General features: G+C 60.3%; 27 protein-coding genes. 21 read left to right on the top strand and 6 right to left on the bottom strand.

The genetic code is table 11. The features are described from left to right. The first annotated feature begins 10 nt into the window (after nt 1–10). The 16 genes from iscA to ACYZTK_RS10350 all read left to right on the top strand — a co-directional run bounded on the left by iscA (nt 11) and on the right by ACYZTK_RS10350 (nt 14,935). A complete protein-coding gene (gene iscA, locus ACYZTK_RS10425; protein ID WP_028620147.1) occupies nt 11–334 on the top strand; it encodes an iron-sulfur cluster assembly protein IscA in 324 nt (107 codons plus the stop codon). Between the two features lie 8 nt (nt 335–342). After that, on the top strand, nt 343–855 hold the full coding sequence (gene hscB, locus ACYZTK_RS10420; RefSeq protein WP_462014886.1) for a co-chaperone HscB: 513 nt from the start codon (nt 343–345) through the stop codon (nt 853–855). A 51-nt stretch (nt 856–906) separates the two neighbouring features. Continuing rightward, nucleotides 907–2,772 carry a Fe-S protein assembly chaperone HscA gene (gene hscA / locus ACYZTK_RS10415; RefSeq protein ID WP_462014357.1) on the top strand — a complete coding sequence of 622 codons (1,866 nt, stop codon included), beginning with the start codon at nt 907–909 and terminating at the stop codon, nt 2,770–2,772. Further along, nucleotides 2,772–3,113, top strand: a complete 342-nt coding sequence (gene fdx, locus ACYZTK_RS10410) for an ISC system 2Fe-2S type ferredoxin (RefSeq protein WP_462014356.1) — start codon at nt 2,772–2,774, stop codon at nt 3,111–3,113. The genes hscA and fdx overlap by 1 nt, the downstream gene beginning before the upstream one ends. Before the next feature lie 14 nt (nt 3,114–3,127). Then, nucleotides 3,128–3,328, top strand: a complete 201-nt coding sequence (iscX, locus tag ACYZTK_RS10405) for a Fe-S cluster assembly protein IscX (protein ID WP_426206946.1) — start codon at nt 3,128–3,130, stop codon at nt 3,326–3,328. 88 nt (nt 3,329–3,416) lie between these two features. Then, entirely contained in the window at nt 3,417–3,842 is a 426-nt protein-coding gene (gene ndk, locus ACYZTK_RS10400; RefSeq protein ID WP_002552482.1) for a nucleoside-diphosphate kinase, read from the top strand. A gap of 28 nt (nt 3,843–3,870) precedes the next feature. Then, a complete protein-coding gene (gene rlmN, locus ACYZTK_RS10395) occupies nt 3,871–5,013 on the top strand; it encodes a dual-specificity RNA methyltransferase RlmN (RefSeq protein WP_462014355.1) in 1,143 nt (380 codons plus the stop codon). 17 nt (nt 5,014–5,030) lie between these two features. Continuing rightward, the gene (pilW, locus tag ACYZTK_RS10390) at nt 5,031–5,789 is read left to right on the top strand and encodes a type IV pilus biogenesis/stability protein PilW (RefSeq protein ID WP_462014354.1); all 759 of its coding nucleotides are present in this window, start codon (nt 5,031–5,033) and stop codon (nt 5,787–5,789) included. Next, nucleotides 5,789–6,784, top strand: coding sequence for a RodZ domain-containing protein (locus ACYZTK_RS10385; protein ID WP_462014353.1), 996 nt, complete (start codon nt 5,789–5,791; stop codon nt 6,782–6,784). Before pilW ends, ACYZTK_RS10385 begins: the two co-directional genes overlap by 1 nt. A gap of 3 nt (nt 6,785–6,787) precedes the next feature. Continuing rightward, entirely contained in the window at nt 6,788–7,897 is a 1,110-nt protein-coding gene (gene ispG / locus ACYZTK_RS10380; protein WP_462014352.1) for a flavodoxin-dependent (E)-4-hydroxy-3-methylbut-2-enyl-diphosphate synthase, read from the top strand. A 36-nt stretch (nt 7,898–7,933) separates the two neighbouring features. Next, nucleotides 7,934–9,223: a histidine--tRNA ligase gene (gene hisS / locus ACYZTK_RS10375; protein WP_462014351.1), complete on the top strand. Its 1,290-nt coding sequence runs from the start codon at nt 7,934–7,936 to the stop codon at nt 9,221–9,223. 42 nt (nt 9,224–9,265) lie between these two features. Beyond that, nucleotides 9,266–9,907 (top strand): tetratricopeptide repeat protein, encoded by a 642-nt coding sequence (locus ACYZTK_RS10370; protein ID WP_462014350.1) that lies wholly within the window; start codon nt 9,266–9,268, stop codon nt 9,905–9,907. Further along, on the top strand, nt 9,900–11,051 hold the full coding sequence (gene bamB / locus ACYZTK_RS10365) for an outer membrane protein assembly factor BamB (RefSeq protein WP_462014349.1): 1,152 nt from the start codon (nt 9,900–9,902) through the stop codon (nt 11,049–11,051). The genes ACYZTK_RS10370 and bamB overlap by 8 nt, the downstream gene beginning before the upstream one ends. 239 nt (nt 11,052–11,290) lie before the next feature. Then, nucleotides 11,291–12,760, top strand: a complete 1,470-nt coding sequence (gene der, locus ACYZTK_RS10360; protein WP_462014348.1) for a ribosome biogenesis GTPase Der — start codon at nt 11,291–11,293, stop codon at nt 12,758–12,760. A gap of 247 nt (nt 12,761–13,007) precedes the next feature. Then, the gene (locus ACYZTK_RS10355; protein ID WP_462014347.1) at nt 13,008–14,156 is read left to right on the top strand and encodes a pyridoxal phosphate-dependent aminotransferase; all 1,149 of its coding nucleotides are present in this window, start codon (nt 13,008–13,010) and stop codon (nt 14,154–14,156) included. Continuing rightward, nucleotides 14,144–14,935, top strand: a complete 792-nt coding sequence (locus ACYZTK_RS10350; protein ID WP_462014346.1) for an amidohydrolase — start codon at nt 14,144–14,146, stop codon at nt 14,933–14,935. Before ACYZTK_RS10355 ends, ACYZTK_RS10350 begins: the two co-directional genes overlap by 13 nt. A 170-nt stretch (nt 14,936–15,105) precedes the next feature. Here ACYZTK_RS10350 and leuA read toward each other — a convergent pair whose 3' ends face one another. From leuA to ACYZTK_RS10335, 3 genes are all read right to left on the bottom strand, one after another. After that, entirely contained in the window at nt 15,106–16,785 is a 1,680-nt protein-coding gene (gene leuA / locus ACYZTK_RS10345; protein ID WP_462014345.1) for a 2-isopropylmalate synthase, read from the bottom strand. Between the two features lie 364 nt (nt 16,786–17,149). Continuing rightward, the gene (locus ACYZTK_RS10340) at nt 17,150–17,653 is read right to left on the bottom strand and encodes a L,D-transpeptidase family protein (RefSeq protein WP_462014344.1); all 504 of its coding nucleotides are present in this window, start codon (nt 17,651–17,653) and stop codon (nt 17,150–17,152) included. Between the two features lie 84 nt (nt 17,654–17,737). Further along, complete coding sequence (locus ACYZTK_RS10335; RefSeq protein WP_462014343.1) at nt 17,738–18,289, bottom strand: NUDIX hydrolase; 552 nt, start codon at nt 18,287–18,289, stop codon at nt 17,738–17,740. A 146-nt stretch (nt 18,290–18,435) separates the two neighbouring features. On the opposite strand from ACYZTK_RS10335, the gene ACYZTK_RS10330 reads away from it, so the two are divergent. The 5 genes from ACYZTK_RS10330 to purT all read left to right on the top strand — a co-directional run bounded on the left by ACYZTK_RS10330 (nt 18,436) and on the right by purT (nt 21,726). Continuing rightward, a complete protein-coding gene (locus ACYZTK_RS10330) occupies nt 18,436–19,035 on the top strand; it encodes a CoA pyrophosphatase (protein WP_462014342.1) in 600 nt (199 codons plus the stop codon). A gap of 53 nt (nt 19,036–19,088) precedes the next feature. Beyond that, nucleotides 19,089–19,613 (top strand): gamma carbonic anhydrase family protein, encoded by a 525-nt coding sequence (locus ACYZTK_RS10325; protein ID WP_462014341.1) that lies wholly within the window; start codon nt 19,089–19,091, stop codon nt 19,611–19,613. Beyond that, nucleotides 19,610–19,825: a DUF1289 domain-containing protein gene (locus ACYZTK_RS10320; protein ID WP_462014340.1), complete on the top strand. Its 216-nt coding sequence runs from the start codon at nt 19,610–19,612 to the stop codon at nt 19,823–19,825. The genes ACYZTK_RS10325 and ACYZTK_RS10320 overlap by 4 nt, the downstream gene beginning before the upstream one ends. 151 nt (nt 19,826–19,976) lie before the next feature. Continuing rightward, nucleotides 19,977–20,444 carry a preQ0 transporter gene (locus ACYZTK_RS10315; protein WP_462014339.1) on the top strand — a complete coding sequence of 156 codons (468 nt, stop codon included), beginning with the start codon at nt 19,977–19,979 and terminating at the stop codon, nt 20,442–20,444. A 100-nt stretch (nt 20,445–20,544) separates the two neighbouring features. Continuing rightward, nucleotides 20,545–21,726, top strand: coding sequence for a formate-dependent phosphoribosylglycinamide formyltransferase (gene purT / locus ACYZTK_RS10310; protein ID WP_462014338.1), 1,182 nt, complete (start codon nt 20,545–20,547; stop codon nt 21,724–21,726). Nucleotides 21,727–21,828: 102 nt separating this feature from the next. Here the strand turns inward: purT and ACYZTK_RS10305 are convergent, their stop codons facing one another. From ACYZTK_RS10305 to ACYZTK_RS10295, 3 genes are all read right to left on the bottom strand, one after another. After that, the gene (locus tag ACYZTK_RS10305; RefSeq protein ID WP_462014337.1) at nt 21,829–23,145 is read right to left on the bottom strand and encodes an MFS transporter; all 1,317 of its coding nucleotides are present in this window, start codon (nt 23,143–23,145) and stop codon (nt 21,829–21,831) included. A gap of 243 nt (nt 23,146–23,388) precedes the next feature. After that, nucleotides 23,389–24,633, bottom strand: coding sequence for a transporter associated domain-containing protein (locus ACYZTK_RS10300; protein ID WP_462014336.1), 1,245 nt, complete (start codon nt 24,631–24,633; stop codon nt 23,389–23,391). 12 nt (nt 24,634–24,645) lie between these two features. Beyond that, nucleotides 24,646–25,458, bottom strand: a complete 813-nt coding sequence (locus ACYZTK_RS10295; protein WP_462014335.1) for a cytochrome C assembly family protein — start codon at nt 25,456–25,458, stop codon at nt 24,646–24,648. Nucleotides 25,459–25,576: the final 118 nt, after the last annotated feature.

The raw sequence follows: 25,576 nt of genomic DNA, 5'->3' as shown, positions 1-25,576 counted from the left end.
GGAGTCAACGATGGCTATCAGCATGACAGAAGCGGCTGCTCGACACGTGCGACGCTCCCTTGACGGGCGCGGCAAAGGTGAGGGGATTCGTCTGGGTGTTCGCACCACGGGCTGTTCCGGCCTTGCCTACGTGCTGGAGTTTGTCGACGAGGTGGTTGCAGAGGACCAGGTGTTCGAGAGTCACGGCGAGAAAGTGATCATCGACCCCAAGAGCCTGTCCTACCTGGACGGCACCGAACTCGATTTCGTCAAGGAAGGGTTGAACGAAGGCTTCAAGTTCAACAACCCCAACGTGCGCGGTGAATGTGGCTGCGGCGAAAGCTTCAATATCTGAGGCTGATCGTGGGTACTCCTTGTCATTTCGCTTTATTTGAGCTGCAACCGAGTTTCAACCTGGACCTCGACCAGCTGGCTACGCGCTACCGTGAGTTGGCGCGCGGCGTTCATCCGGACCGCTTCGCAGACGCTTCCGAGCGCGAGCAGCGGCTGGCGCTCGAGCAATCCGCGAGCCTCAACGAGGCCTACCAGACGCTCAAGAATCCCCCAAAGCGCGCGCGATACCTGCTCGCCATGGGTGGTCGCGAGTTGCCGCTGGAGGTCACGGTGCATGATCCGGACTTTCTCCTGCAGCAGATGGAGCTGCGCGAAGAGCTCGAAGACCTGGCCGATCTGGACGGAGTTGCTGCGTTCAAGCGCCGCCTGAAGACCGCCCAGGATGAACTGAACCAAAGCTTCGCAGCTTGCTGGAATGATGCAGAGCAGCGCGAGCAGGCCGAACGCCTGATGCGCCGCATGCAGTTCCTCGACAAGCTCACCTACGAAGTGCGCCAGTTAGAAGAGCGCCTCGACGATTAACCCAGTGCCGCTCCGGTCGCACGCCTGATATACAGATAAGTCCTGATAACGATGGCCCTACTGCAGATCGCCGAACCCGGCCAAAGTCCTCAACCGCACCAGCGTCGTCTGGCTGTGGGGATCGACTTGGGCACTACCAATTCGCTGGTCGCTGCGTTGCGCAGTGGTCTTTCCGGGCCCCTGGCCGACGCCGACGGACAGGTCATCCTGCCGTCTGCGGTGCGCTATCACGCCGATCGCATTGAAGTCGGCGAGTCGGCCAAGCTGGCTGCCGCCACCGATCCGTTGAACACCGTGCTGTCGGTCAAGCGCTTGATGGGTCGTGGTCTGTCCGACGTCAAGCAGCTGGGCGACCAACTGCCATACCGCTTCGTCGGCGGCGAGTCGCACATGCCGTTCATCGACACCATCCAGGGCCCGAAAAGCCCGGTAGAAGTCTCCGCCGATATCCTCAAGGTGCTGCGCGAGCGCGCTGAAGCGGCCTTGGGCGGCGAGTTGGTGGGTGCGGTGATCACGGTTCCGGCCTATTTCGACGACGCTCAACGTCAGGCGACCAAGGATGCGGCCAAGCTGGCGGGCCTGAACGTGCTGCGCTTGCTTAATGAACCGACTGCGGCTGCTGTGGCGTACGGTCTCGACCAGCACGCCGAAGGACTGGTCGCCATTTATGACCTGGGCGGCGGTACCTTCGATATTTCGATCCTGCGCCTGACCGGTGGCGTGTTCGAAGTACTGGCCACCGGTGGCGACAGCGCCCTGGGCGGCGATGACTTCGATCACGCGATTGCGGGCTGGATCATCGAGAGCGCCGGCTTGTCCGCAGACCTCGATCCGGGTGAGCAGCGCAGCCTGTTGCAAGCCGCCTGCGCGGCCAAGGAAGCGCTGACAAATGCTGCATCGGTTGAAGTGGCCTATGGCGACTGGAAGGCCGAGCTGACGCGTGAAGCGTTCAACGCGCTTATCGAGCCGATGGTCGCTCGCAGCCTCAAGGCTTGCCGGCGCGCGGTGCGTGATTCGGGTATCGAGCTCGACGAAGTGCATGCCGTGGTGATGGTCGGTGGTTCGACTCGCGTCCCGCGTGTCCGCGAAGCGGTCGCAGAAGCGTTCGGTCGCCAGCCTCTGACTGAAATCGATCCGGATCAAGTGGTGGCCATCGGTGCCGCGATCCAGGCCGATACCCTGGCGGGCAACAAGCGCGATGGCGGCGAACTGCTGCTGCTGGACGTGATTCCGTTGTCCCTGGGCCTGGAAACCATGGGCGGCCTGATGGAGAAGGTGATTCCGCGTAACACCACCATCCCCGTCGCCCGCGCCCAGGACTTCACTACTTACAAAGATGGCCAGTCGGCCATGGCGATTCACGTCCTGCAGGGTGAGCGCGAGCTGATCAGTGACTGCCGTTCCCTGGCGCGCTTCGAACTGCGCGGCATTCCGGCGATGGTGGCGGGTGCGGCGAAGATTCGCGTGACCTTCCAGGTCGATGCCGACGGCCTGCTCAGCGTTTCTGCCCGCGAATTGGGTTCAGGCGTTGAAGCGAGCATTCAGGTCAAGCCGTCCTACGGCCTGACCGATGGCGAGATCGCCAAGATGCTCAAGGATTCGTTCCAGCATGCCAATGACGACAAGGTCGCCCGTGTACTGCGCGAGCAGCAGGTCGACGCCCAGCGCCTGATCGAGGCGGTGCAAGCCGCCCTTGAAGTCGACGGCGAGCGCCTGCTCGACGCCGAGGAGCGCATGGTGATCGACATGCAGGTGCAGGAACTGACCGAATTGATGAAAGGCACCGATGGCTACGCCATCGAGCAGCAGACCAAGCGTCTGTCGCAAGTGACCGATGCCTTTGCTGCCCGCCGCATGGATTTGACGGTGAAAGCCGCTCTCTCGGGGCGCAATCTGAATGAAATCGAGGATATCTGATGCCGCAGGTCATTTTTCTGCCCCATGACAAGTTCTGCCCTGAAGGCATGGTTGTAGACGCTGCGCCAGGCACGTCGATCCTTGAACTGGCTCACGAACACCATATCGAGATGGAAAGCGCCTGCGGTGGCGTCTGTGCCTGCACCACCTGCCACTGCATCATCCGCGAGGGTTTTGACTCGCTGGAAGAGGCCGACGAGCTGGAAGAAGACTTCCTCGATCGCGCCTGGGGTCTGGAAGCGCAATCGCGCCTGGCTTGCCAGGCGATCGTGGGTGAAGAAGACATCACCGTCGAGATTCCGAAGTATTCGCTCAACCACGCCGCCGAAGCGCCGCACTGATTGGTACTACTGTCATGAGTTATGGTTGGAATGATGTTCAGCGCATTGCAGAAGAATTGGCTGAAACCAAGCCGGATGTGAATCCACTTTCTGTCAATTTCGTGGACCTGCAGCGATGGATCATGGAACTTCCGGATTTTGACAACACCTCCGGCCGTTGTGGCGAGAAGGTGTTGGAAGCGGTTCAGGCGCTCTGGATCGAAGAAGCAGACTGATCGTCCTCGCAGGTTAGGCAATACCCAGGAACCCGCGTATAATTCGCGGGTTTAATTTTTCACAAATTACCGTTTCTGGAGTTACACCATGGCTGTTCAACGTACTTTCTCCATCATCAAGCCTGACGCTGTTGCAAAAAACGTCATCGGCGAGATCACCACTCGTTTCGAAAAAGCAGGCCTGCGCGTTGTAGCTTCGAAATTGAAGCAACTGTCCAAAGCTGAAGCTGAAGGCTTCTACGCTGAGCACAGCGCTCGTGGTTTCTTCGGCGACCTGGTTGCTTTCATGATCTCCGGCCCGGTTGTTGTACAGGTTCTGGAAGGCGAAAACGCTATCGCTCTGAACCGTGAGCTGATGGGCGCTACCAACCCTAAAGAAGCTGCTGCCGGCACCATCCGTGCTGACTTCGCTGATTCGATCGACGCCAACGCTGTACACGGTTCGGACTCCGAAGCCGCTGCTGCTCGTGAAATCTCGTACTTCTTCGCAGCTACTGAAGTAACCGCTCGCTAAGCATTGGCTTAAGAGCGCAGGTGAATCCATGACTACATCGACTGTAAAAACCAACCTGCTGGGTCTGACTCAACAGGAAATGGAAAAATTCTTCGACTCAATCGGGGAGAAGCGTTTCCGTGCCGGTCAGGTAATGAAATGGATTCACCACCTTGGCGTCGATGATTTCGACGCCATGACGAACGTCAGCAAGGCCTTGCGCGACAAGCTCAAGGTCATTGCCGAAGTTCGCGGCCCCGAAGTGGTCAGCGAGGACATTTCCACCGACGGCACCCGTAAATGGGTGGTGCGCGTGGCGTCCGGCAGCTGCGTCGAGACCGTTTACATTCCCCAGGGCAAACGCGGCACTCTGTGCGTTTCGTCCCAGGCAGGCTGTGCCCTGGATTGCAGTTTCTGCTCCACCGGCAAGCAAGGTTTCAACAGCAACCTCACCGCCGCCGAAGTCATCGGCCAGGTGTGGATTGCCAATAAATCGTTCGGTAGCATCCCGGCGACCGCCGACCGTGCCATCACCAACGTGGTGATGATGGGCATGGGTGAGCCGCTGCTGAACTTCGACAACGTCGTCGCCGCCATGCATCTGATGATGGATGACCTGGGCTACGGGATCTCCAAGCGCCGCGTGACCCTGTCCACTTCGGGCGTGGTGCCGATGATCGATGAGCTGTCCAAGCACATCGACGTGTCCCTGGCGTTGTCCCTGCACGCACCAAATGACGCATTGCGTAATCAATTGGTGCCGATCAACAAGAAGTATCCGCTTAAGATGCTGCTTGAGTCGTGCCAGCGCTACATGTCGACCCTGGGCGAAAAGCGCGTGCTGACCATCGAGTACACCTTGCTCAAGGACATCAACGACAAGGTCGAGCACGCGGTCGAGATGATCGAGCTGCTCAGGAACATCCCGTGCAAGATCAACCTGATTCCGTTCAACCCGTTCCCGCATTCCGGTTACGAGCGCCCGAGCAACAATGCGATTCGCCGTTTTCAGGATCAGCTTCACCATGCCGGCTACAACGTCACCGTGCGCACCACCCGCGGTGAAGACATTGATGCCGCGTGTGGCCAATTGGTAGGGCAGGTGCTGGATCGCACCCGTCGCAGCGAACGTTATATCGCCGTGCGCGAGTTGAGCGCCGAAAACGATATCGCACAGAACGCCGCGAAATAAATTAAGAGAGGATCTCTATGTCCCTGCGCTTTGCGCTGCTTTTGCTGTTGGCCAGCCTGTGTGCTGGTTGTGTCCTGTCGGGTGATTACAACCCGATGAAGACCAGCAAGGGCCGCGACGAAGCGCGTGCTGCGTATGTGCAGCTGGGCCTGGGATACTTGCAACAGGGCATGACCGAGCGCGCCAAGGTGCCGTTGAAGAAGGCGCTGGATCTGGACAGTTCCGACCCGGACGCCAACGCGGCGCTGGGCCTGGTGTTCCAGGCCGAGATGGAGCCGGAGCTGGCGGACGAGCATTTTCGCAAGGCCTTGTCTTCGCGGCCCAACGATGCGCGAATCCTGAACAACTACGGCAGCTTCCTTTACGAAGAAAAGCGTTACAAAGAAGCGTACCAACGCTTCGAACAGGCCGCTTCCGACTCCCTGTATCCTGAACGCTCCCGGGTGTTCGAGAACCTGGGCATGACCGCTGCGAAGATGGGTGAGCGTGACCTGGCTCAGCAGCAACTGGAAAAAGCCCTGCGCCTGAATCGTCAGCAGCCGCGAGCATTGCTGGAAATGGCTGAGTTGTCCTTCGAAGATAGGCATTATGTGCCCGCGCGTGACTACTACGATCGTTTTAGCCTGCTCACCGAGCAAAATGCACGTAGTCTATTGCTCGGCGTTCGGCTGGCAAAAGTGTTTGAAGATCGCGACAAGGCTGCCAGTTTTGGCCTGCAACTAAAACGACTCTATCCCGGTACGCCGGAATATCAGCAATACCTGTCGGAGCAATGATGAAAGCGGCGCATCCCGAAGTTGTAGCAGCGAATCGCGTTAACCCCGGTGAAACCTTGCGCCAGGCCCGCGAAAGCAATGGCTGGTCGCTGGCCGAAGTGGCGCTCAAGCTCAACCTCACCGTCAATTCCCTGGGCAATCTTGAAGCCGGCGCTTTCGACAAGCTGCCGGGGCATACCTTTGCGCGTGGTTACATCCGCGCCTATGCCAAGTTGCTCGGCATGGACCAGACCGTGCTTGTCCAGCAGTTCGACCAATCCACCGGCACCGATTCCCAGGGCAGCAATGTGCACAGCCTCGGGCGGATCGAAGAGCCGGTGCGGGTTTCCCACACTATTTTGCGCATCGTCAGCCTGTTGCTGCTGGTGGCGGTGATCGGCGGCGGTTTTGTCTGGTGGCAGGATCAAACCTCCCAGCGCGCCAAGGACCTCACTACCTTGAGCCCGGAGCACGTCGAAGTCGAAGGCGCCGACGGCACTACCCAGATCCATCCGCTGGACGAGCCGGAAGACCAGGCCGTCGAGCAAGCCCAGGCTGAAGGCGCAACTGCACTGGCATTGCCTCAGGCCGCCACTTCTGCGGAGCCTGAAGTGGTGACTGCCCCGGCTGCGGCCCCGACTACTCCGGCTGCACCGGTGCAGAATGCTGCTCCTGTAGTTGCGACGCCGGTGGCGCCTGCTCCGACTGTGGCTGCGCCGGTAGCTCCAGTGGCACCGACAGCTCCGGCTGCGGCGCCTGCTGCCGCGGTAGCCGGCCAGGGCCAGGTTTCCCTGCAGTTCGTCGCCGATTGCTGGACGCAAGTCACCGATGGCACCGGCAAGGTGCTGTTGAGTGGTCTCAAGCGTAAAGGCGAAAATGTTTCCGTCAGCGGCAAGCCACCCTTTGCCGTGCGTCTGGGTTATGCCCGTGGCGCGCAGGTCAGCTACAACGGGCAGGTGGTTGATGTCGCTCCGTTCACCAGTGGCGAGACTGCTCGCCTGAAGTTGGGTCAATAAGTCATGCACGGCGAATCTCCAATCAAACGTCGCGAATCGCGCAAGATCTGGGTCGGTAATGTGCCCGTGGGCGGCGATGCGCCTATCGCTGTGCAGAGCATGACCAACAGCGACACCAATGACGTCGCGGCCACCGTGGCACAGATCAATCGCCTGGAAGCGGCTGGCGTCGATATCGTGCGCATTTCCGTGCCGGACATGGACGCTGCGGAAGCCTTTGGCAAGATCAAGCAACTGGTCAAAGTGCCGTTGGTTGCCGACATTCATTTCGACTACAAGATCGCCTTGCGCGTCGCTGAACTGGGCGTGGATTGCCTGCGCATCAACCCGGGCAACATCGGTCGCGAAGACCGGGTGCGGGCGGTGGTCGATGCTGCGCGGGATCGCGGGATTCCGATCCGCATCGGCGTCAACGCTGGTTCCCTGGAAAAAGACCTGCAGAAAAAATACGGCGAGCCGACCCCGGCCGCGCTGGTCGAGTCCGCCTTGCGTCACGTCGAGCACCTTGAACGCCTGAATTTCCACGACTTCAAGGTCAGTGTGAAGGCATCCGACGTGTTCATGGCCGTCGCTGCCTACCGCTTGCTGGCCAAGGAAATCGTCCAGCCGCTGCACCTGGGCATCACCGAAGCTGGTGGTTTGCGTTCAGGCACGGTGAAATCCGCCGTGGGCCTCGGTATGCTGCTCGCCGAAGGGATTGGCGATACTATCCGCATCTCGTTGGCGGCTGATCCGGTCGAGGAAGTGAAAGTCGGCTACGACATTCTCAAATCCCTGCACCTGCGTTCCCGTGGCATCAACTTCATCGCCTGCCCGAGCTGCTCGCGGCAGAACTTCGATGTGGTGAAAACCATGAACGAACTGGAAGTTCGCCTTGAAGACCTGCTGGTGCCGCTGGATGTTGCGGTGATCGGTTGTGTGGTCAACGGCCCCGGCGAAGCCAAGGAAGCCCATATCGGCTTGACCGGCGGTACACCGAACCTGATTTACATCGACGGCAAGCCGTCGCAGAAACTGACGAATGACAATCTGGTGGATGAGCTTGAACGCTTGATCCGCCAGAAAGCGGCCGAGAAGGTCGAAGCTGAAGCAGCGGTAATCGCGCGCGGCTGAGCCGACTGAAGAGCCGAACGAATTTAAGGATTTATAGTGAGCAAGTCTCTGCAAGCCATACGTGGCATGAACGACATCCTGCCCGAACAGACACCCCTGTGGCGTCATTTCGAGGGCACCGTCTCGCGTCTGCTGGATAACTACGGTTACAAGCAGATCCGCATGCCGATCGTCGAGTTCACCGAGCTGTTCAAGCGCTCCATCGGTGAAGTGACCGACATCGTCGAAAAAGAGATGTACACCTTCGACGACCGCAACGGCGATTCCCTGACCCTGCGCCCTGAAGGCACGGCGGCTTGCGTGCGTGCGGTGCTGGAACACGGCATCACCGGCGGTGGTCAGGTGCAGAAACTCTGGTACATCGGCCCGATGTTCCGCCACGAGCGTCCGCAGAAAGGCCGTTATCGCCAGTTCCACCAGATCGGAGTCGAGGTGTTCAACCTCGACGGTCCGGACATCGACGCCGAGCTGATCGTGCTGACGTGGCGCCTCTGGGGCGAGTTGGGTATTCGTGACGCGGTCAAGCTTGAGCTCAACAGCCTGGGCACTGCAGAGTCCCGTGGTCGTTACCGCGAGGCACTGGTCGAGTTCCTGTCGGCGCACCTGGACAAGCTGGACGAAGACAGCCAACGCCGTCTGAAGACTAACCCGTTGCGCGTGCTGGACACCAAGAACGCCGAGACTCAAGCCGTGCTGGTCGATGCGCCGAAAATGGCCGACTACCTCGACGAAGAGTCCCGCGTGCACTTCGAGGGCCTCAGGGCCCGTCTGGATGCGGCCGGTATTCCGTACGTGATCAACCCGAAGCTGGTACGTGGGCTGGATTACTACAGCAAGACCGTTTTCGAATGGGTCACCGACAAGCTGGGCGCCCAGGGCACGGTGTGCGCCGGTGGTCGTTACGACGGCCTGGTCGAGCAAATGGGCGGCAAGCCGACTGCCGGTGTAGGTTTCGCCATGGGCATCGAGCGCCTGGTTCTGCTTTTGGAGACCCTGGAGCAGATCCCGGAAGAGATCTCCCGCCAGGTCGACGTCTACCTCTGCGCCTTCGGCGAAGAAGCCGAATTGGCTGGCCTGACCCTCGCCGAACGAGTGCGTGATCAATTACCCAACCTGCGTCTGCAAGTCAATGCCGGCGCCGGCAGCTTCAAAAGCCAGTTCAAGAAGGCCGACAAGAGCGGTGCGTTGTATGCGCTGATCCTCGGTGACGACGAAATGGCCCAGCAAGTGGTAGGTTTCAAACCCCTGCGTGGCCAGGGCGAACAACAAAGCATTGCCTGGGATGCGCTTGCTGCACACCTGGCCACCTGCGTCGTGCAGGGTTGAAGCTGTCATAAACAGCCGATTTAGCGATTAAGGAGTATTGGGGTGTCGAGTACCGAAGACGAAAACCTGGCGGATTTGAAGGACTGGTGGACACGCAACGGCAAGCCCCTGGTTACTGGCGGCCTGTTGGCGCTGGTCATCGTGTTCGGCTGGCAGGCATTTCAGAAGTATCAGAGCAATCAGTCGCAAGGCGCCTCGATTCTCTATCAGCAACTGCTGGAAACCACGCTGACCCCGGACGGCAAGCCTGATGCGGCGCGTGTTTCGGACCTGGCTGGCAAGCTCAACAGCGAATTCGGCGGCTCTGCGTACGCGCAGTACGGCAGCCTGTTCGTGGCCAAGGTCGCAGTCGACAGCGGTAAGCTCGACGACGCTGCAACTGAACTGAAAGCGATCGTTGCCAAGCCGGCCAACCCGGCACTGGGCGAAATCGCCCGTCAGCGCCTGGCACAGGTTCTGGCTGCGCAGGACAAGGCCGATGAAGCCCTGAAACTGCTTGAAGGCGACGCCGACACCGCATTCCTGGCCACCCGTGAAGAACTCAAGGGCGACCTGCTGGTGAAACTGGGCCGCGCTGACGAAGCAAACACGGCGTATCAAAAAGCCAAGGCGGCACTGTCGGATGAAGCGGCGGTAGGCGGCCTACAAATCAAGCTGGATGACCTGGCCAAAGGGGATGCGTGACGTGATCCGTTGGAAACATGCAGCATTGCTGGCCCTGGCCATTTTGGCCGCGGGTTGCAGCAGCAACAGCAAAAAGGAATTGCCACCGGCCGAGTTGACCGACTTCAAAGAAGAAGTGGTCCTGCAGAAGCAGTGGAGTCGTTCGATCGGTGACGGTCAGGGCGAAACTTACAACATGCTGGTTCCGGCGATCGATGGCGATACCATTTATGCCGGCGACGTCACCGGTGTAGTGGTGGCGATGGATCGCAGCAATGGCGACGTCAAATGGAAGAAAGATCTCGAACTGCCCGTTTCCGGCGCTGTTGGCGTGGGTTACGGGCTGGTCATGATCGGTACCCTCAAGGGCGAGATCGTTGCCCTTGATGCCAGCAGCGGTGAAGAGAAATGGCGCGCTCGCGTGTCCAGCGAAGTGCTCGCACCGCCTGCCAACAATGGTGACGTGGTCGTGGTTCAGACCCAGGATGACCGTCTGATTGGCCTGGATGCCTCAACCGGCAACCAGCGCTGGTTGTATGACAGCACGCCTGCCGTCCTGACCCTGCGCGGTACCAGTGCGCCGATCGTGACCAATCGCCTCGCGGTGGCTGGCCTGTCGACTGGTAAAGTAGTCGCCCTGGACATCTCCAACGGCGTGCCGGTGTGGGAACAGCGGGTTGCCATTCCTCAGGGTCGTTCGGAACTGGAGCGTGTTGTCGACATCGACGGCGGCTTGCTGCTGTCTGGCGGTACCCTGTACGTGGCCAGCTACCAGGGTCGCGTTGCGGCAATGGACCTGGAGAGCGGTCGTCAGCTCTGGCAGCGTGATGCTTCCAGCTATGCCGGTGTCGCCCAGGGTTTCGGCAGCGTCTACGTAAGCCTGTCCTCGGGCACCGTTGAAGGCGTCGACGAACGTACCACCACAGCCTTGTGGACCAACGATTCGCTGGCTCGCCGTCAATTGTCGGCTCCGGAAGTGTTTTCCAGCTACGTGGCTGTCGGCGACATGGAAGGCTACCTGCACCTGATGAGTCAGGTGGACGGTCGCTTCGTCGGTCGCGAGCGCATCGACAGCGACGGCTTGCGTGCCCGACCGCTGGTGGTGGGTGACACGATTTATGTGTATGGCAACAGTGGCAAACTGGAAGCCCTGACCATCAAGTAAAGGTTTGACTATGCTTGGGTTAAACCCCAAGCGGCTTCACTTGTAGGTATGAATGTGGGAGCGAGCCTGCTCGCGATGGACGTTAACGATAACGTTGGCGACCTGAATAAACGCGGTGCCTTTGCGTTTATCGCGAGCAGGCTCGCTCCCACAGAAAAGCACACAGTGATTGCCCCGAGCACCAGCCGCTGCCTAGCAGCGGCTTTTGTATTTTCTGAAATAACGAAGTGGAGAGCCGCATGGTTCCCGTAATCGCCCTGGTGGGCCGACCCAATGTCGGCAAGTCCACCTTGTTCAACCGCCTGACCAGGACTCGTGACGCCATCGTCGGCGACTTGTCCGGTCTGACCCGTGATCGCCAATACGGTGAGGCCAAGTGGCAAGGGCGTTCCTACATTCTGGTCGACACCGGCGGTATCTCCGGTGACGAGCACGGTATGGACGAAAAAATGGCCGAGCAGTCGCTGCTGGCCATTGAAGAAGCCGATGTGGTGCTGTTCCTGGTAGATGCCAAGGCTGGTTTCACCGCCGCCGACCAGATGATCGCCGAGCATTTGCGCAAACGTAACAAGCGTTCCTACGTGGTTGCCAACAAGGTCGACAACATCGACCCGGAAATGGCCCGCGCTGAATTCGCCCCTCTGGGCATGGGCCACGCGATCCCGATCGCTGGCGCCCACGGTCGTGGCATCACCCAGATGCTGGAAATCGCCCTCAGCGACTTCCCGAAAGACGACGACGAGCTGGAAGAAGGCGAAGAAGAGGTCGTTGCCGAAGGTGAGGAAGCCAAGCGCATTCCTGGCCCAAGCGAAAAAGACGGGATCAAGATCGCCATCATCGGCCGTCCGAACGTTGGCAAGTCGACCTTGGTCAACCGCATGCTCGGTGAAGACCGGGTAATCGTCTATGACCAGCCGGGCACCACCCGCGACAGTATCTACATCCCGTTCGAGCGTAACGACGAGAAGTACACGCTGATCGACACCGCTGGTGTGCGCAAGCGCGGCAAGATCCACGAAGAAGTTGAAAAGTTCTCCGTGGTGAAAACCCTGCAGGCGATCAAAGACGCCAACGTGGTGATCTTCGTCATGGACGCCCGCGAAGGTGTGGTCGACCACGACCTCAACTTGCTGGGTTTTGCCATTGAGTCGGGTCGTGCGCTGGTGATCGCGATCAACAAGTGGGACGGCATGACGCCGAGCGAGCGCGACTTCGTCAAGATCGAGCTGCAACGTCGGCTGTTCTTCGTTGATTACGCTGATATCCACTTCATCTCGGCGTTGCACGGTACCGGCGTGGGCAACCTCTACGCTTCGGTGCAGAACTCGTTCAAGTCCGCGGTCACCCGCTGGCCCACCAACCGCCTCACCCAGATCCTGGAAGATGCAGTTGGCGAGCACGCGCCACCGATGGTCAACAATCGCCGGATCAAGCTGCGTTACGCTCACTTGGGTGGTGCAAACCCGCCGATCATCGTGATCCACGGTAACCAGATCGAGAAGGTGCCGAAGTCTTACGTTCGTTATCTGGAAAACACTTACCGCCGTGTGCTGAAGCTGGTCGGTACGCCGATCCGCATCGAGTTCAAAGGCGGCGAGAACCCGTACGAAGGTAACAAGACCTCGCTCACCGACCGTCAGGTCAACAAGAAGCGCCGGATGATGTCGCACCACAAGAAAGCCGATAAAAAGCGCCGCGACAAGCGCTGAGTCGGATGGTCATCCCCGCGCTCGCACGGTGGATGACTGGCCGCTCTTGTAGGAGCTGGCGAAGCCTGCGATCTTTTGACTTTGCTTTAAAGGCAAGATCAAAGATCGCAGCCTGCGGCAGCTCCTACGGGGTTCGGCGATGAGAAGGGTACTCACCAGAGTGCCCTTTTTTTATGGGCGCCGTATGGGCTATCCTCGGGCTCTCCCGCGCCGCCGTTAGAGCCGGGTGCAGAGCAGGGAATCACCGATGATCACCAGTAAGCTGCCGAATGTCGGCATCACTATCTTCACCCAGATGTCGCAGCTCGCGGCGCAGACCGGCGCGCTCAATCTGTCCCAGGGCTTCCCCGATTTCGATGCCCCGCAGGCGCTGTGCGATGCGGTTGGCCGACACATCGCCCAGGGCCACAACCAGTATTCGCCAATGACTGGCCTGCCGGCGTTGCGTCAGCAGGTGGCTAGCAAGATTGCCCGCAGCTACGGGATCACCGTCGATGCCGACAATGAAGTGACGATCACACCCGGCGCGACCCAGGCGATTTTTTGCGCCATCCAGGCCGTGATCAACCGCGGCGACGAAGTGATTGTGTTCGACCCGTGCTACGACAGCTATGAACCCTCGGTAGAGCTGGCGGGCGGTCGCTGCGTCCACGTTCAGCTGGGGCTGGATGATTTTTCCATCGACTTCGAAAAGCTCGCCGAGGCCATCACGTCGCGTACGCGGATGATCGTGCTCAACTCCCCACATAACCCCAGCGGTGCGCTGATCAGTCGCGCCGAGCTCGATCAGCTGGCGCGGCTGATTCGTGACCGCGACATCTACCTCATCAGCGACGAAGTCTACGAACACCTGGTGTTCGACGGCGTGCCCCACGTCAGCGTCCTGGCCCACGAAGAGCTGTACCAGCGCGCATTCGTGATCAGCTCCTTCGGCAAGACTTACCACGTCACCGGCTGGAAAACCGGCTATGTAGTCGCTCCGCCGGCACTTACGGCGGAATTGCGCAAGGTTCACCAGTACGTCAGTTTCTGCGGGGTGACTCCGCTGCAGTTTGCGTTGGCCGACTTCATGGCCGAGCACCCGGAACATGTCGAGGAGCTGCCGGCGTTCTACCAGGCCAAGCGCGACTTGTTCTGCGATTTGCTGGCGCCGTCGCGGTTCAGTTTCAACCGGGTTGCGGGCACCTATTTCCAGCTGGTCGACTATTCGCAGATCCGCCCAGACCTCAACGACGTCGACATGGCGTTGTGGATGACCCGGGAGCACGGCGTGGCCAGTATCCCGATCTCGGTGTTTTACCAGACACCCCCCGAAGGCCAACGGCTAATCCGCCTGTGCTTTGCCAAACGCGAGGAGACCCTGCGTGAAGCAGCGGAAAAACTATGCGTGATCTGAGTGCGCTGCCGAACCTGACCGTTGCGCTGATCCAGACCACCCTGGCCTGGCATGACCGCCAGGCCAATCTGGAGCATTTCGAGCAGTTGCTGGAGCAGGCACGCGGCGCGGACCTGATTATCCTGCCGGAGATGTTCACCACCGGGTTCTCCATGGAATCCGAGACGCTTGCCGAGCCGGAGAACGGCGCGACCAGCAAATGGTTGCGGCTGCAGGCGGCGAAATTCGATGCGGTAATCACCGGCAGCGTCATCGTTCAAGCTGCCGATGGCAGTCATCGCAATCGCCTGCTGTGGGCGCGCCCGGACGGCGAGGTCTGGCATTACGACAAACGTCATCTGTTCCGCATGGCCGGCGAGCACAACCACTACACCCCCGGCGAGCGCCAGGTGCAGTTCGAGCTCAAGGGCTGGCGCGTGCGTCCGCTGATTTGCTACGACCTGCGGTTCCCTGTGTGGAGCCGCGATGCCCAGGACACGGACTTGTTGCTGTACACCGCAAACTGGCCCGGCGCGCGGCGTCAGCACTGGAATCGCTTGCTGCCGGCGCGGGCGATTGAAAACCTGTGTTATGTGGCGGCGGTGAATCGCATCGGGACTGACGGCAAGGGCTTCGCCTACACCGGGGACAGTCAGGTGCTGGATTTCCAGGGTGAGACTTTGCTGAGTGCGGGGGAGGCGGATGGAGTGTTTCAGGTGGTGTTGAATGCGGCGGAGCTGGCGGCGTATCGCACGCGGTTTCCGGCGAATCTTGATGCTGATACTTTCGAATTCACCTGAGACCTGGGTAGCCCCGAAAAGATCGCAGCCTTCGGCAGCTCCTACAGGACCGATGTTCGGCGAAACACTGTAGGAGCTGCCGAAGGCTGCGATCTTTTGATCTTCAAATAGCACACAAAAAAAGGCCCCAAGGTTCTCACCGAGGGGCCTTTTGCATTTCAGCTAAGGCTTTATGCTGCTTTCGCCTCCGGCTGGCTCAGCGAGCGGTTCAGCGCGCTGAACAGGGCCTTGAAGCTGGCGGTGGTGATGTTCTCGTCGATACCGACGCCATGCACCGCACGCTCACCATTGACTCGCAGTTCGATATACGCCGCCGCCTTGGCGTTGGTGCCTGCACCGATCGCGTGTTCGTTGTAGTCCATGATCTCCACCGGAATCGGCAGCCCTGCCACCAGCGCTTCCAGCGCGCCGTTGCCCTTGCCACGCCAGTGCAGGTTGTTCTCGCCCTGGCCTTTGCTGGAGACCTCGACTTCTACAGCGCTGCTACCGTTCTCTTCCTGCAGGCGATGGCTGACCAGCGCGTACGGAGTGTTGGCTTGCAGGTATTCACGCTGCAGCAAGGCGTAGATCTGCGGTGCAGTCATCTCCAGGCCAACGCGGTCGGTTTCGGCCTGGACTACCTGGCTGAACTCGATCTGCATGCGACGTGGCAAGCTGATGTCGTATTCCTGCTCCAGCAGGTAGGCGATCCCGCCCTTGCCTGACTGGCTGTTGACGCGGATTACCGCCTCGTAGCTGCGGCCGATGTCGGCCGGGTCGATCGGCAAGTACGGCACTTCCCACAGGGTGCCTTGTTTCTGCTGGGCAAAGCCCTTGCGAATGGCGTCCTGGTGCGAGCCGGAGAACGCGGTGTGAACCAGGTCGCCGACGTATGGGTGACGCGGGTGCACCTGGATCTGGTTGCATTCCTCGACGACCTTGCGCACGCCGTCGATGTCCGAGAAGTCCAGCTCAGGGTGGACGCCCTGGGTATAGAGGTTCAGGGCCACGGTCACGAGATCGACGTTACCGGTGCGTTCGCCGTTGCCGAACAGGCAACCTTCGACGCGATCAGCACCGGCCATCAGGCCCAGTTCGGTAGCGGCAACGCCGGTGCCACGGTCGTTGTGGGTGTGCAGGCTGATGATCACGCTGTCACGACGGTTGATGTGACGGCCGAACCACTCGATCTGGTCGGCATAGATGTTCGGCGTGGCGCATTCGACGGTGGCCGGCAAGTTGAGAATCATCTTGTGCTCAGGCGTCGGGTTCCAGACCTCGATCACCGCGTCGCACACTTCCTTGGCGAACTCCAGTTCAGTGGCGCTGAAAGTTTCCGGCGAGTATTCGAAGGTCCACTGGGTGTCCGGCTGCTGGGCGGCATACTTGACGAACAGCTTGGCCGCGCTGACCGCGATTTCCTTGATCCCGTCCTTGTCCTGGTTGAAGACAATGCGACGGAACGACGGCGAGGTCGCGTTATACAAGTGCACGATGGCTTTCTTCGCCCCGCGCAGGGATTCGAAGGTGCGCTCGATCAGGTCTTCACGGCCCTGGGTCAGCACCTGGATGGTGGTGTCGTCCGGGATGTGGTTGCCTTCGATCAGAGTACGCACGAAGTCAAAGTCGGTCTGCGAGGCGGCCGGGAACGACGCCTCGATTTCTTTCACGCCGACTTGTACCAGGGTTTTCCAGAAACGCAGCTTCTTCACCGCATCCATCGGCTCTATCAGCGACTGGTTGCCGTCACGCAGGTCCGAGCTGCACCAGATCGGCGCGGCGGTGATGGTCTTCGACGGCCAGGTGCGGTCCGGGATGTCGATGGTCGGAAACGCGCGGTACTTCGAAGACGGGTCTTTGAGCATGCTCATCGGGAAATCCTTGTTGTCGGGGCCGAGAGAAGGCGGCCTGCCGGTGGATCAAAAGTTCTGGGGATGAAACGTAGGACGAGGCACTGCGATTCAGCCCGGCAGTCGTGCACTGACGAGGCACAGACTGCGGTGCTGGCGAAGCTGAATGAGGGTGTGAGAGGTTTTCATGCCTTCAACCCTAACCGCGAGTCTGAGGGTTGGCAAGCGCTCGGAAAAAATTGAGAGGAATACTCTCAGGAAGCGATCTCGCGAGATTTAATTGCTGGGAACAACGTTGATTGTCCCATTGATTGCTCAGGGTTTAAGCACTGCGCAATCGATCTGTGGGGCTGGCGCGGCGAGTTGCCTGGGGTGCAACAGGTAGTTACGGACGAATCTCGATCATCGTCCCATCCGGCACCAGGCCCCACACCTCGCGCATGTCCATGTTGCGCATGGCGACGCAGCCGTCGGTCCAGTCCAGGGTGTGGAACAGGTTTTCCGGGTAGTCGTAGGTATCGGGAGTCCCGTGGATCATGATCATGCCGCCGGGCGGAACGCCTTCACGCTGCGAGCGCGCTGAATCTGCGGCATTGGGGTAGGAGATGTGCATGGCCAGGTTGAAGCGGTCGCTGACTTTGCGCCAGTCCACCCAGTAGAAACCTTCCGGCGTGCGCTTGTCGCCTTCCATCAGCTTGGCGCCCTTGGGCTGCTTGCCCAGGGAAATGCGGTAGGTTCGCACGGGTTGGCCATCGGCAATCAATTGCAATTGATGAGCGGATTTGAGCACCAACACCTTTTCGATACGTTTGCCATCCAGGGTCACCACGGTGGAAGCCTGGGAAACGGCGATGAACGACAAGCAAAACAGGGCAAGCAACCAACGCATTAAAACGATATCCCTAAGAAAATGTACTGTAGGAGCTGCCGAAGGCTGCGATCTTTTCGCTTTTGCGATATTTCGGATCACACATCAAACAATCACAGGCTGAGCCAACGGCGGAATCGACTCCGACCGCACCGGGTACACCTCGGACCGCCGGTCCGCAAAGAAGCATTCTAGAGTACGCCCCACCGTGCGGAAAGCCAGGTCGGACCAAGGGATGTCGGCTTCCTCGAAAAGCTGCACTTCGAGGCTTTCTATACCGGCGGCAAAGTCCAGGTCCACCAGTTCGGCGCGATAGAACACGTGCACCTGGCTGATGTGCGGCACGTCGATCAGGGTATAGATGTTCAGGTCGCGAACCCGGGCGCAGGCTTCCTCGGCGGTCTCGCGAATGGCGGCCTGCTCGATGGTTTCACCGTTCTCCATGAAGCCGGCGGGCAGGGTCCAGTAGCCGAGTCGCGGCTCGATGGCCCGGCGACACAGCAATACTTTCGAGCCCCAGGTGGCCACGCAGCCGGCGACAATATTGGGGTTCTGGTAATGGATGGTGTGACAGCTGTCACACACAAACCGCAGGCGCGAATCGCCTTCGGGAATGCGTTGGGTCACCGGGTTGCCGCACTGGCTGCAAAATTTCATGCTTGAGTTCCTGAATGCTGTGCCTATCTTGGCGTGCGGCGGTGTCGGTCGGCAAGTTGTCGTTTCGCGACAGACGGCTGTTCGGGGGTTGGGCGCTCGGTGTGATTGGTGCATGATGCAGGGTAAGGCACAGATCGAGATCACTCATGCTGGACGAGCTACTGCATCGGGTAAGCAACCACACGCCGCGAACCCTGGAAACCGACAAACGTTTTCCCGAGGCCGCCGTACTGGTGCCCATCACCCGCAGTGATGAACCGGAACTGGTTCTGACCCTGCGCGCCAGCGGGCTTTCTACCCATGGCGGAGAAGTGGCGTTTCCCGGCGGCCGGCGCGACCCCGAAGACCCGGACCTGATTTTCACCGCCTTGCGCGAGGCCGAAGAAGAAATTGGCCTGCCGCCAGGGTTGGTCGAGGTGATCGGGCCGCTCAGCCCGCTGATTTCCCTGCACGGCATCAAGGTAACGCCTTACGTCGGCGTGATCCCGGATTTCGTCGAGTATCGTCCCAACGATGCCGAGATCGCTGCAGTGTTCAGCGTACCGCTGGAGTTTTTCCGCGAGGATCCCCGCGAACACACGCACCGCATCGATTATCAGGGCCGCAGCTGGTATGTGCCGAGCTATCGTTACGGCGAGTACAAGATCTGGGGCCTGACAGCGATCATGATCGTCGAGTTGATCAACCTGCTGTATGACGCGAAAATCAGCCTGCACCTGCCGCCCAAGAGCTTTATCAACACCTGAAGCCATTGTTCATATGGCCACACCCGAGCCTGCCTGGCCTTGAGGACAACAAGATGCAATACCGCCTGGGCGACGCCCGAGTCGAAACCCACCCGCAGAGCTGGGTAGCCCCCAACGCCGTGCTGGTGGGTAAGGTCAAACTGGAAGAGGGCGCCAACGTCTGGTTCAACGCCGTTTTGCGCGGCGACAATGAACTGATCCTGATCGGCAAGAACAGCAACGTTCAGGATGGCACGGTGATGCACACTGACATGGGCTACCCGCTGACCATCGGCACCGGCGTGACCATCGGCCACAACGCCATGCTGCATGGCTGCACGGTCGGCGATTACAGTCTGATCGGCATCAACGCGGTGATTCTCAATGGTGCAAAGATCGGCAAGAACTGCATTATTGGTGCGAATTCGCTGATCGGTGAAGGCAAGGAGATTCCTGATGGGTCCCTGGTGATGGGCTCCCCCGGAAAAGTGGTGCGTGAATTGACTGAACAGCAGAAGAAAATGCTCGAGGCCAGCGCCGCGCACTATGTGCATAACTCCCAGCGGTATGCCCGCGATCTGGTTGAGCAAGAAGAATGACCACGGTGGAAAAACCGGTTCGTTCCCCTTGCGTGAATGTCTGTGCGCTGGATGACGATGATGTTTGCACCGGTTGCCAGCGCACGGTCGACGAGATCACGCGCTGGAGCCGGATGGACAACGATGAGCGTCGTCGGGTGTTGGGGTTGTGTCATGAGCGGGCGAAATCCAGTGGCTTGATCTGGATGCTCGGCAACCCTCCAGGGCGATAAGATCAAAAGATCGCAGCCTGCGGCAGCTCCTACAGGGGAACGCATTCCAAAATGTAGGAGCTGCCGAAGGCTGCGATCTTTTGATCTTAAATTGGCGACAGCACGCCTCTCAAGTACCCTGCACCGCAAATCCCAGGTATCTACACACCCCATGCTCTTCCTGATCGCCTACATCAGCAGCGTCGTGCTGATTAACTACGCCTTTTCCTCCGCCCCGCACCTGGACATCATCTGGTCGGCCTGGGGTGGCCTGGTGTTCGTGTTGCGCGACATGGTGCAAACCCGCTTCGGCCACGGCGCGATTCTCGCGATGCTGGCGGCGCTGGTGTTGTCCTATGTCACCTCCGACCCGTCCATTGCCTTGGCGAGCGCCACCGCATTCGCGGTCTCCGAGTGCATCGACTGGCTGGTCTTCAGCATTACCAAACGCCCGCTGCACGACCGCCTGTGGATAAGTTCGGCGTTGAGTATTCCCCTCGATACCTTCATCTTCTTCGGCATGATCGACGCCTTCACACCGGGCGTGATCCTCACCGCCATGGCCTCGAAGTTCGCTGGCGTGACTGCCGTCTGGCTGATCATGGCCTGGCGCCTGCGCAAACAGGCCGTCGCCAGCTAAAGCCAAACCCGCCGGTTCATGTAAAATGCCGCGCTTTCTCCCTATGGGAAGCGCGCCCGGCGTTGCCTCCCTCGATGATCCGCTTCTTTGAGGACCTGAGATGACCCGTATCGGAACTCCATTGTCGCCAACCGCGACCCGCGTATTGCTGTGTGGCTGTGGCGAGTTGGGCAAGGAAGTGGTGATCGAGCTGCAACGCCTGGGCGTTGAAGTGATCGCCGTGGACCGTTATGCCAATGCGCCGGCCATGCAGGTCGCGCACCGCAGCCATGTGATCAACATGCTCGACGGCGCGGCCCTGCGTGCAGTCATCGAAGCTGAAAAGCCGCACTTCATCGTGCCGGAAATCGAAGCCATCGCCACCGCGACCCTGGTCGAGCTGGAAGCCGAAGGCTTCACCGTGATTCCGACCGCCCGCGCCGCGCAGTTGACCATGAACCGTGAAGGCATCCGCCGCCTGGCCGCGGAAGAGCTGGACCTGCCGACCTCGCCGTACCATTTCGCCGATACCTTCGAGGATTACCGCAAAGCGGTCGAAGACCTCGGCTTCCCGTGCGTGGTCAAGCCGGTGATGAGCTCGTCGGGCAAGGGTCAGAGCCTGCTGCGCAGTGTCGATGACGTGAAGGCTGCGTGGGATTACGCGCAGGAAGGTGGTCGCGCCGGCAAAGGCCGGGTCATCGTTGAAGGTTTCATCGACTTTGATTACGAGATCACTCTGCTGACCGTGCGTCACGTCGGCGGCACCACGTTCTGCGCGCCGGTTGGCCATCGTCAGGAGAAGGGCGATTACCAGGAATCTTGGCAGCCACAAGCGATGAGCCCGATCGCGCTGGCGGAGTCCGAGCGAGTGGCCAAGGCGGTCACCGAAGCGTTGGGTGGTCGTGGCCTGTTCGGCGTTGAGCTGTTCATCAAGGGCGACCAGGTGTGGTTCAGCGAAGTGTCGCCGCGTCCGCATGACACTGGGCTTGTGACTTTGATTTCCCAGGACCTGTCGCAGTTCGCGCTGCATGCGCGGGCGATTCTGGGCCTGCCGATTCCATTGATCCGCCAGTTCGGGCCTTCGGCTTCGGCGGTGATTCTGGTGGAAGGGCAGTCGACCCAGACGGCTTTCGCCAACCTGGGGGCAGCGCTGAGCGAGCCGGACACGGCGTTGCGCCTGTTTGGCAAGCCTGAGGTCAGTGGCCAGCGGCGCATGGGTGTGGCGTTGGCGCGGGATGAGTCGATTGAAGCGGCTCGTGCGAAGGCGACCCGGGCTGCTCAGGCCGTCGTGGTAGAGCTGTAAAAGCATCGCGAGCAAGCTTTGCTCCCACAGGTCCGCGTCGTACGCATAATTGTGAGTCGACAATGACCTGTGGGAGCAAGGCTTGCCCGCGATGGCGGTCTGTCAGGCCACCCTGTTCAAATCGTTATGCCGCGTTTCCTTCAAGCACAGCACCGCAATCAAACTCAGCACCGCCGCCCCCGACACATACCCCCCGACATAACTCAAACCGCCCATCGCCACCAGCTTCTGCGCGAAGAACGGTGCCGCCGAGGCTCCGACGATTCCGCCCAGGTTGTAAGCTGCTGACGCGCCCGTGTAGCGCACATGTGTCGGGAACAGCTCAGGCAGCAGCGCCCCCATTGGCGCAAACGTCACGCCCATCAGAAACAGCTCGATGCACAAAAACAGCGCCACGCCCCAGGTAGAACCCTGAGTCAAAAGCGGCTCCATCAGAAACCCCGACAGCACCGCCAGCACGCCACCGATGATCAGCACCGGTTTGCGCCCGTAACGGTCGCTGGCCCAGGCTGACAGCGGGGTTGCAGCCGCCATGAACAGCACGGCGAAGCACAGCAGGGCGAGGAATGTTTCCCGTGTGTAGCCCAGGGTCGACACGCCGTAGCTCAGGGAAAACACCGTCGAGATGTAGAACAGCGCGTAGCACACCACCATCGCGCCCGCGCCCAGCAACGTTGGTACCCAGTACTGGCTGAGCAACTCGACCAGAGGCATTTTCACCCGTTCCTGGCGCGCCATGGCGTTGGCGAACACCGGCGTTTCATGGAGTTTGAGGCGCACGTACAGACCGACCATCACCAGCGCTGCGCTGAGCAGGAAGGGGATCCGCCAGCCCCAGGAGCGGAACTGCTCGTCGTTCAGAGTCATCGCCAGGGTCAGGAACAGCCCGTTGGCCGCGAGGAAGCCGATCGAAGGGCCCAGCTGCGGGAACATGCCGAACCAGGCGCGTTTGCCCTTGGGCGCATTCTCCGTAGCCAGCAGCGCTGCACCGCCCCATTCGCCGCCGAGTCCCAGGCCCTGGCCGAAGCGCAACACGCAAAGCAGGATCGGCGCCCAGGCCCCGATGCTGTCGTAGCCCGGCAGCACGCCGATCAGCGTGGTGCACACGCCCATTAGCAGCAGCGAGGCCACCAAAGTCGACTTGCGCCCGATGCGATCGCCGAAATGGCCGAACAGCGCCGAGCCGAGAGGTCGGGCCAGGAATGCGATACCAAAGGTCAGGAAGGCCGAGAGCATCTGCGCGGTGCCGGAGGTCTGCGGAAAGAACACCGGACCGATCACCAGCGCTGCGGCAGTGGCATAAACGTAGAAGTCGTAGAACTCGATGGCAGTGCCGATGAAACTCGCGGTGGCCACGCGGGTGGCGGAGTTGGTCGGTTGCGCGGGCGTGGTTTCGCTGTAAGTCGTGCTGGTTGTCATGCGGTTATCCCTGACAGTCATGTGCCCCAGTGGAGCGAATTGTTATGGTTGAACACCCAGGGATGTGGGTTTGAAACTGTGTGCGGATAGCACAGGGGTAGGGCGGCGCTTGGGTAAGCGGCTCGATTATAGAAAGGTGGCTATCGATCAAACAAGAGCAAAAAGATCGCAGCCTTCGGCAGCTCCTACAAGGGAACGCATTTCAAATGTAGGAGCTGCCGAAGGCTGCGATCTTTTAGCAATCTAACGGACGGGCAAGACCGCCGGCACCGAACTGGTGTGCCACACCAACACCCGCGTCACCCGGTTATCCTCGGTCTCGAGAATCTCCAGCCGATAACGCCCGATCTTCAGGCACACCGCGCTCTCCGGAATGGTCTCCAGCGCTTCGGTCACCAAACCGTTGAGGGTTTTCGGTCCATCGCTGGGCAAGTGCCAGCCCAGGCTCTTGTTCAGGTCGCGAATCGACGCGGCGCCCTCGATCATCAACCGGCCATCAGGTTGGGGATGAACGTGGGGGTTGCCCAGGCTGTGCTGGCTTTCGAACTCGCCGACGATTTCTTCGAGTATATCTTCCAGGGTAACGATCCCGAGCACTTCGCCGTACTCGTCCACCACCATGCCCAGGCGCCGCTGTTGCTTGTGGAAGTTGAGCAGCTGCAGCTGCAGTGGGGTGCTTTCCGGCACGAAGTACGGTTCGTGGCAGGCCGCCAGCAGCGCTTCGAGCGTCAAGCTGGCGTCCGCCAGCAGGTGCCGGATCTGCCGGGTATTGAGCACCGCCTCGACCTGGTTGATGTCGCTGTGAAACACCGGCAGGCGGGTGCGGCGGTTATTGCGCAACTGTTCGATGATCTCCGGGAGATCGTCGTCGAGGTTGATGCCGTCGACGTCACTGCGCGGTACCAGAATGTCGTTGACCGTGATGTTGTCCAGCGCATGGATGCCCGACAGCACGTGCGGGCGGCAGGATGAGTGCTCGTTATCGTCGTGGCGCTCTGCCGGGGATTCGTCTTCGCTCTGCTGCACCACTTTGACCTTGCGGGCAAACGGTCGCATCAGCAGTTGGCTGATGCCACTGAGCAACCAGGCGGCGGGGTAGATGATTTTCAGCGGCACGCCGAGCAAGGTGTTGCCCAGGCTCAGGACGGCGTCCGGGTAACGCACGGCAAGGGTCCGCGGCAAGTAGTCGGCGAACACCAGCAGGACCGCACCGGCGCCGATGCACGCCGCCCATGGCCCGTTTTCGGCCCAGGCGAAGATCGCCAGCAGGGTGCTGATCACAATCACCAGCGCCCGGCACAGGGTGTTGCACAGGATCAGGCTGTTGAGCGGGAAGCTCAGCTTTGCCACCGGCTTGTCGCTCGAACGCGACGCAGTGCGCTGGGCCAGCAAGTGTTGTTGCGCGACTTCGATGGCGGTAAACAGCCCCGACCATAAAATCAGCAGGGCAATCACTGCGAGCATCGGCCCTATGGGCAAGTCGTCCATTATTGCCGCCCGTCAGATGTGCAGGATGTATTCACGGACCAGCTTGCTGCCGAAATAGGCCAGCATCAGCAGGCAGAAACCGGCGAGTGTCCAGCGGATGGCTTTGTGCCCGCGCCAGCCGAGGCGATTGCGCCCCCACAGCAACACGCTGAAGACGATCCACGCCAGGCAGGCCAGCAAGGTCTTGTGCACCAGGTGCTGGGCAAACAGGTTCTCGACGAACAGCCATCCGGAGATCAGCGATAGCGACAGCAGGGTCCAGCCGGCCCAGAGGAAGCCGAACAGCAGGCTTTCCATGGTTTGCAGTGGCGGAAAATTCTTGATCAGACCGGACGGGTGTTTGTGCTTGAGCTGGTGGTCCTGGACCAGCAGCAGCAAGGCCTGGAACACCGCGATGGTAAACATGCCGTAGGCGAGGATCGACAGCAGGATGTGCGCGAGTATGCCCGGCGCTTCGTCGATGATCTGCACGGTGCCGGCGGGGGCGAACTGCGCCAGCAGCACGGTAGCGGCGCCCAGCGGGAACAGCAGGACGAGCAGGTTCTCCACCGGGATCCGCGAACAGGCCAGCAGGGTCAGGGCAATGACCGCTGCGGCGATCAGGCTGGCGGCGCTGAAGAAATCCAGGCCCAGGCCGATCGGCGTCAACAGGTGGGTCAACAGGCTGGCGCTGTGGGCCAGGACCGCCAGAACGCCGAGCGTAACCAGCAGGCGCTTGTTCGCCTTGGCGCCAGTGGCCAGGCGAGAGCCCTGATAGAGAGTCGCAGCGGCGTATAAGCAGGCGGCGGCGAGGGTGGTAAGCAAGCTGGGTGACAAGGGGAGCATAAATCCTGTTAGGCAAGCCCGAAAGGCGCTGAGTTTGGCATAGAACCCTCATCACACGAAAGTGCGAGGTGTCCGCCAGACGCAGTCTTCGCTATAATCCGCGACCTGCCCACGCCGC

Source organism: Pseudomonas sp. LB3P31, from assembly GCF_054897945.1.
Note: the sequence above shows the minus strand (reverse complement) of the source record. Positions and strands in the feature narration are given on the sequence as shown.

Excerpts from the sequence above, each read along its gene's own strand:
- iscA (WP_028620147.1), top strand. The coding sequence starts at position 11 with ATGGCTATCAGCATGACAGAAGCGGCTGCTCGACACGTGCGACGCTCC.
- hscA (WP_462014357.1), top strand. The coding sequence starts at position 907 with ATGGCCCTACTGCAGATCGCCGAACCCGGCCAAAGTCCTCAACCGCAC.
- fdx (WP_462014356.1), top strand. The coding sequence starts at position 2,772 with ATGCCGCAGGTCATTTTTCTGCCCCATGACAAGTTCTGCCCTGAAGGC.
- iscX (WP_426206946.1), top strand. The coding sequence starts at position 3,128 with ATGAGTTATGGTTGGAATGATGTTCAGCGCATTGCAGAAGAATTGGCT.
- ndk (WP_002552482.1), top strand. The coding sequence starts at position 3,417 with ATGGCTGTTCAACGTACTTTCTCCATCATCAAGCCTGACGCTGTTGCA.
- rlmN (WP_462014355.1), top strand. The coding sequence starts at position 3,871 with ATGACTACATCGACTGTAAAAACCAACCTGCTGGGTCTGACTCAACAG.
- pilW (WP_462014354.1), top strand. The coding sequence starts at position 5,031 with ATGTCCCTGCGCTTTGCGCTGCTTTTGCTGTTGGCCAGCCTGTGTGCT.
- ACYZTK_RS10385 (WP_462014353.1), top strand. The coding sequence starts at position 5,789 with ATGAAAGCGGCGCATCCCGAAGTTGTAGCAGCGAATCGCGTTAACCCC.
- ispG (WP_462014352.1), top strand. The coding sequence starts at position 6,788 with ATGCACGGCGAATCTCCAATCAAACGTCGCGAATCGCGCAAGATCTGG.
- bamB (WP_462014349.1), top strand. The coding sequence starts at position 9,900 with ATGCGTGACGTGATCCGTTGGAAACATGCAGCATTGCTGGCCCTGGCC.
- der (WP_462014348.1), top strand. The coding sequence starts at position 11,291 with ATGGTTCCCGTAATCGCCCTGGTGGGCCGACCCAATGTCGGCAAGTCC.
- ACYZTK_RS10355 (WP_462014347.1), top strand. The coding sequence starts at position 13,008 with ATGATCACCAGTAAGCTGCCGAATGTCGGCATCACTATCTTCACCCAG.
- ACYZTK_RS10350 (WP_462014346.1), top strand. The coding sequence starts at position 14,144 with ATGCGTGATCTGAGTGCGCTGCCGAACCTGACCGTTGCGCTGATCCAG.
- leuA (WP_462014345.1), bottom strand. The coding sequence starts at position 16,785 with ATGAGCATGCTCAAAGACCCGTCTTCGAAGTACCGCGCGTTTCCGACC.
- ACYZTK_RS10340 (WP_462014344.1), bottom strand. The coding sequence starts at position 17,653 with ATGCGTTGGTTGCTTGCCCTGTTTTGCTTGTCGTTCATCGCCGTTTCC.
- ACYZTK_RS10335 (WP_462014343.1), bottom strand. The coding sequence starts at position 18,289 with ATGAAATTTTGCAGCCAGTGCGGCAACCCGGTGACCCAACGCATTCCC.
- ACYZTK_RS10330 (WP_462014342.1), top strand. The coding sequence starts at position 18,436 with ATGCTGGACGAGCTACTGCATCGGGTAAGCAACCACACGCCGCGAACC.
- ACYZTK_RS10325 (WP_462014341.1), top strand. The coding sequence starts at position 19,089 with ATGCAATACCGCCTGGGCGACGCCCGAGTCGAAACCCACCCGCAGAGC.
- ACYZTK_RS10320 (WP_462014340.1), top strand. The coding sequence starts at position 19,610 with ATGACCACGGTGGAAAAACCGGTTCGTTCCCCTTGCGTGAATGTCTGT.
- ACYZTK_RS10315 (WP_462014339.1), top strand. The coding sequence starts at position 19,977 with ATGCTCTTCCTGATCGCCTACATCAGCAGCGTCGTGCTGATTAACTAC.
- purT (WP_462014338.1), top strand. The coding sequence starts at position 20,545 with ATGACCCGTATCGGAACTCCATTGTCGCCAACCGCGACCCGCGTATTG.
- ACYZTK_RS10305 (WP_462014337.1), bottom strand. The coding sequence starts at position 23,145 with ATGACAACCAGCACGACTTACAGCGAAACCACGCCCGCGCAACCGACC.
- ACYZTK_RS10300 (WP_462014336.1), bottom strand. The coding sequence starts at position 24,633 with ATGGACGACTTGCCCATAGGGCCGATGCTCGCAGTGATTGCCCTGCTG.
- ACYZTK_RS10295 (WP_462014335.1), bottom strand. The coding sequence starts at position 25,458 with ATGCTCCCCTTGTCACCCAGCTTGCTTACCACCCTCGCCGCCGCCTGC.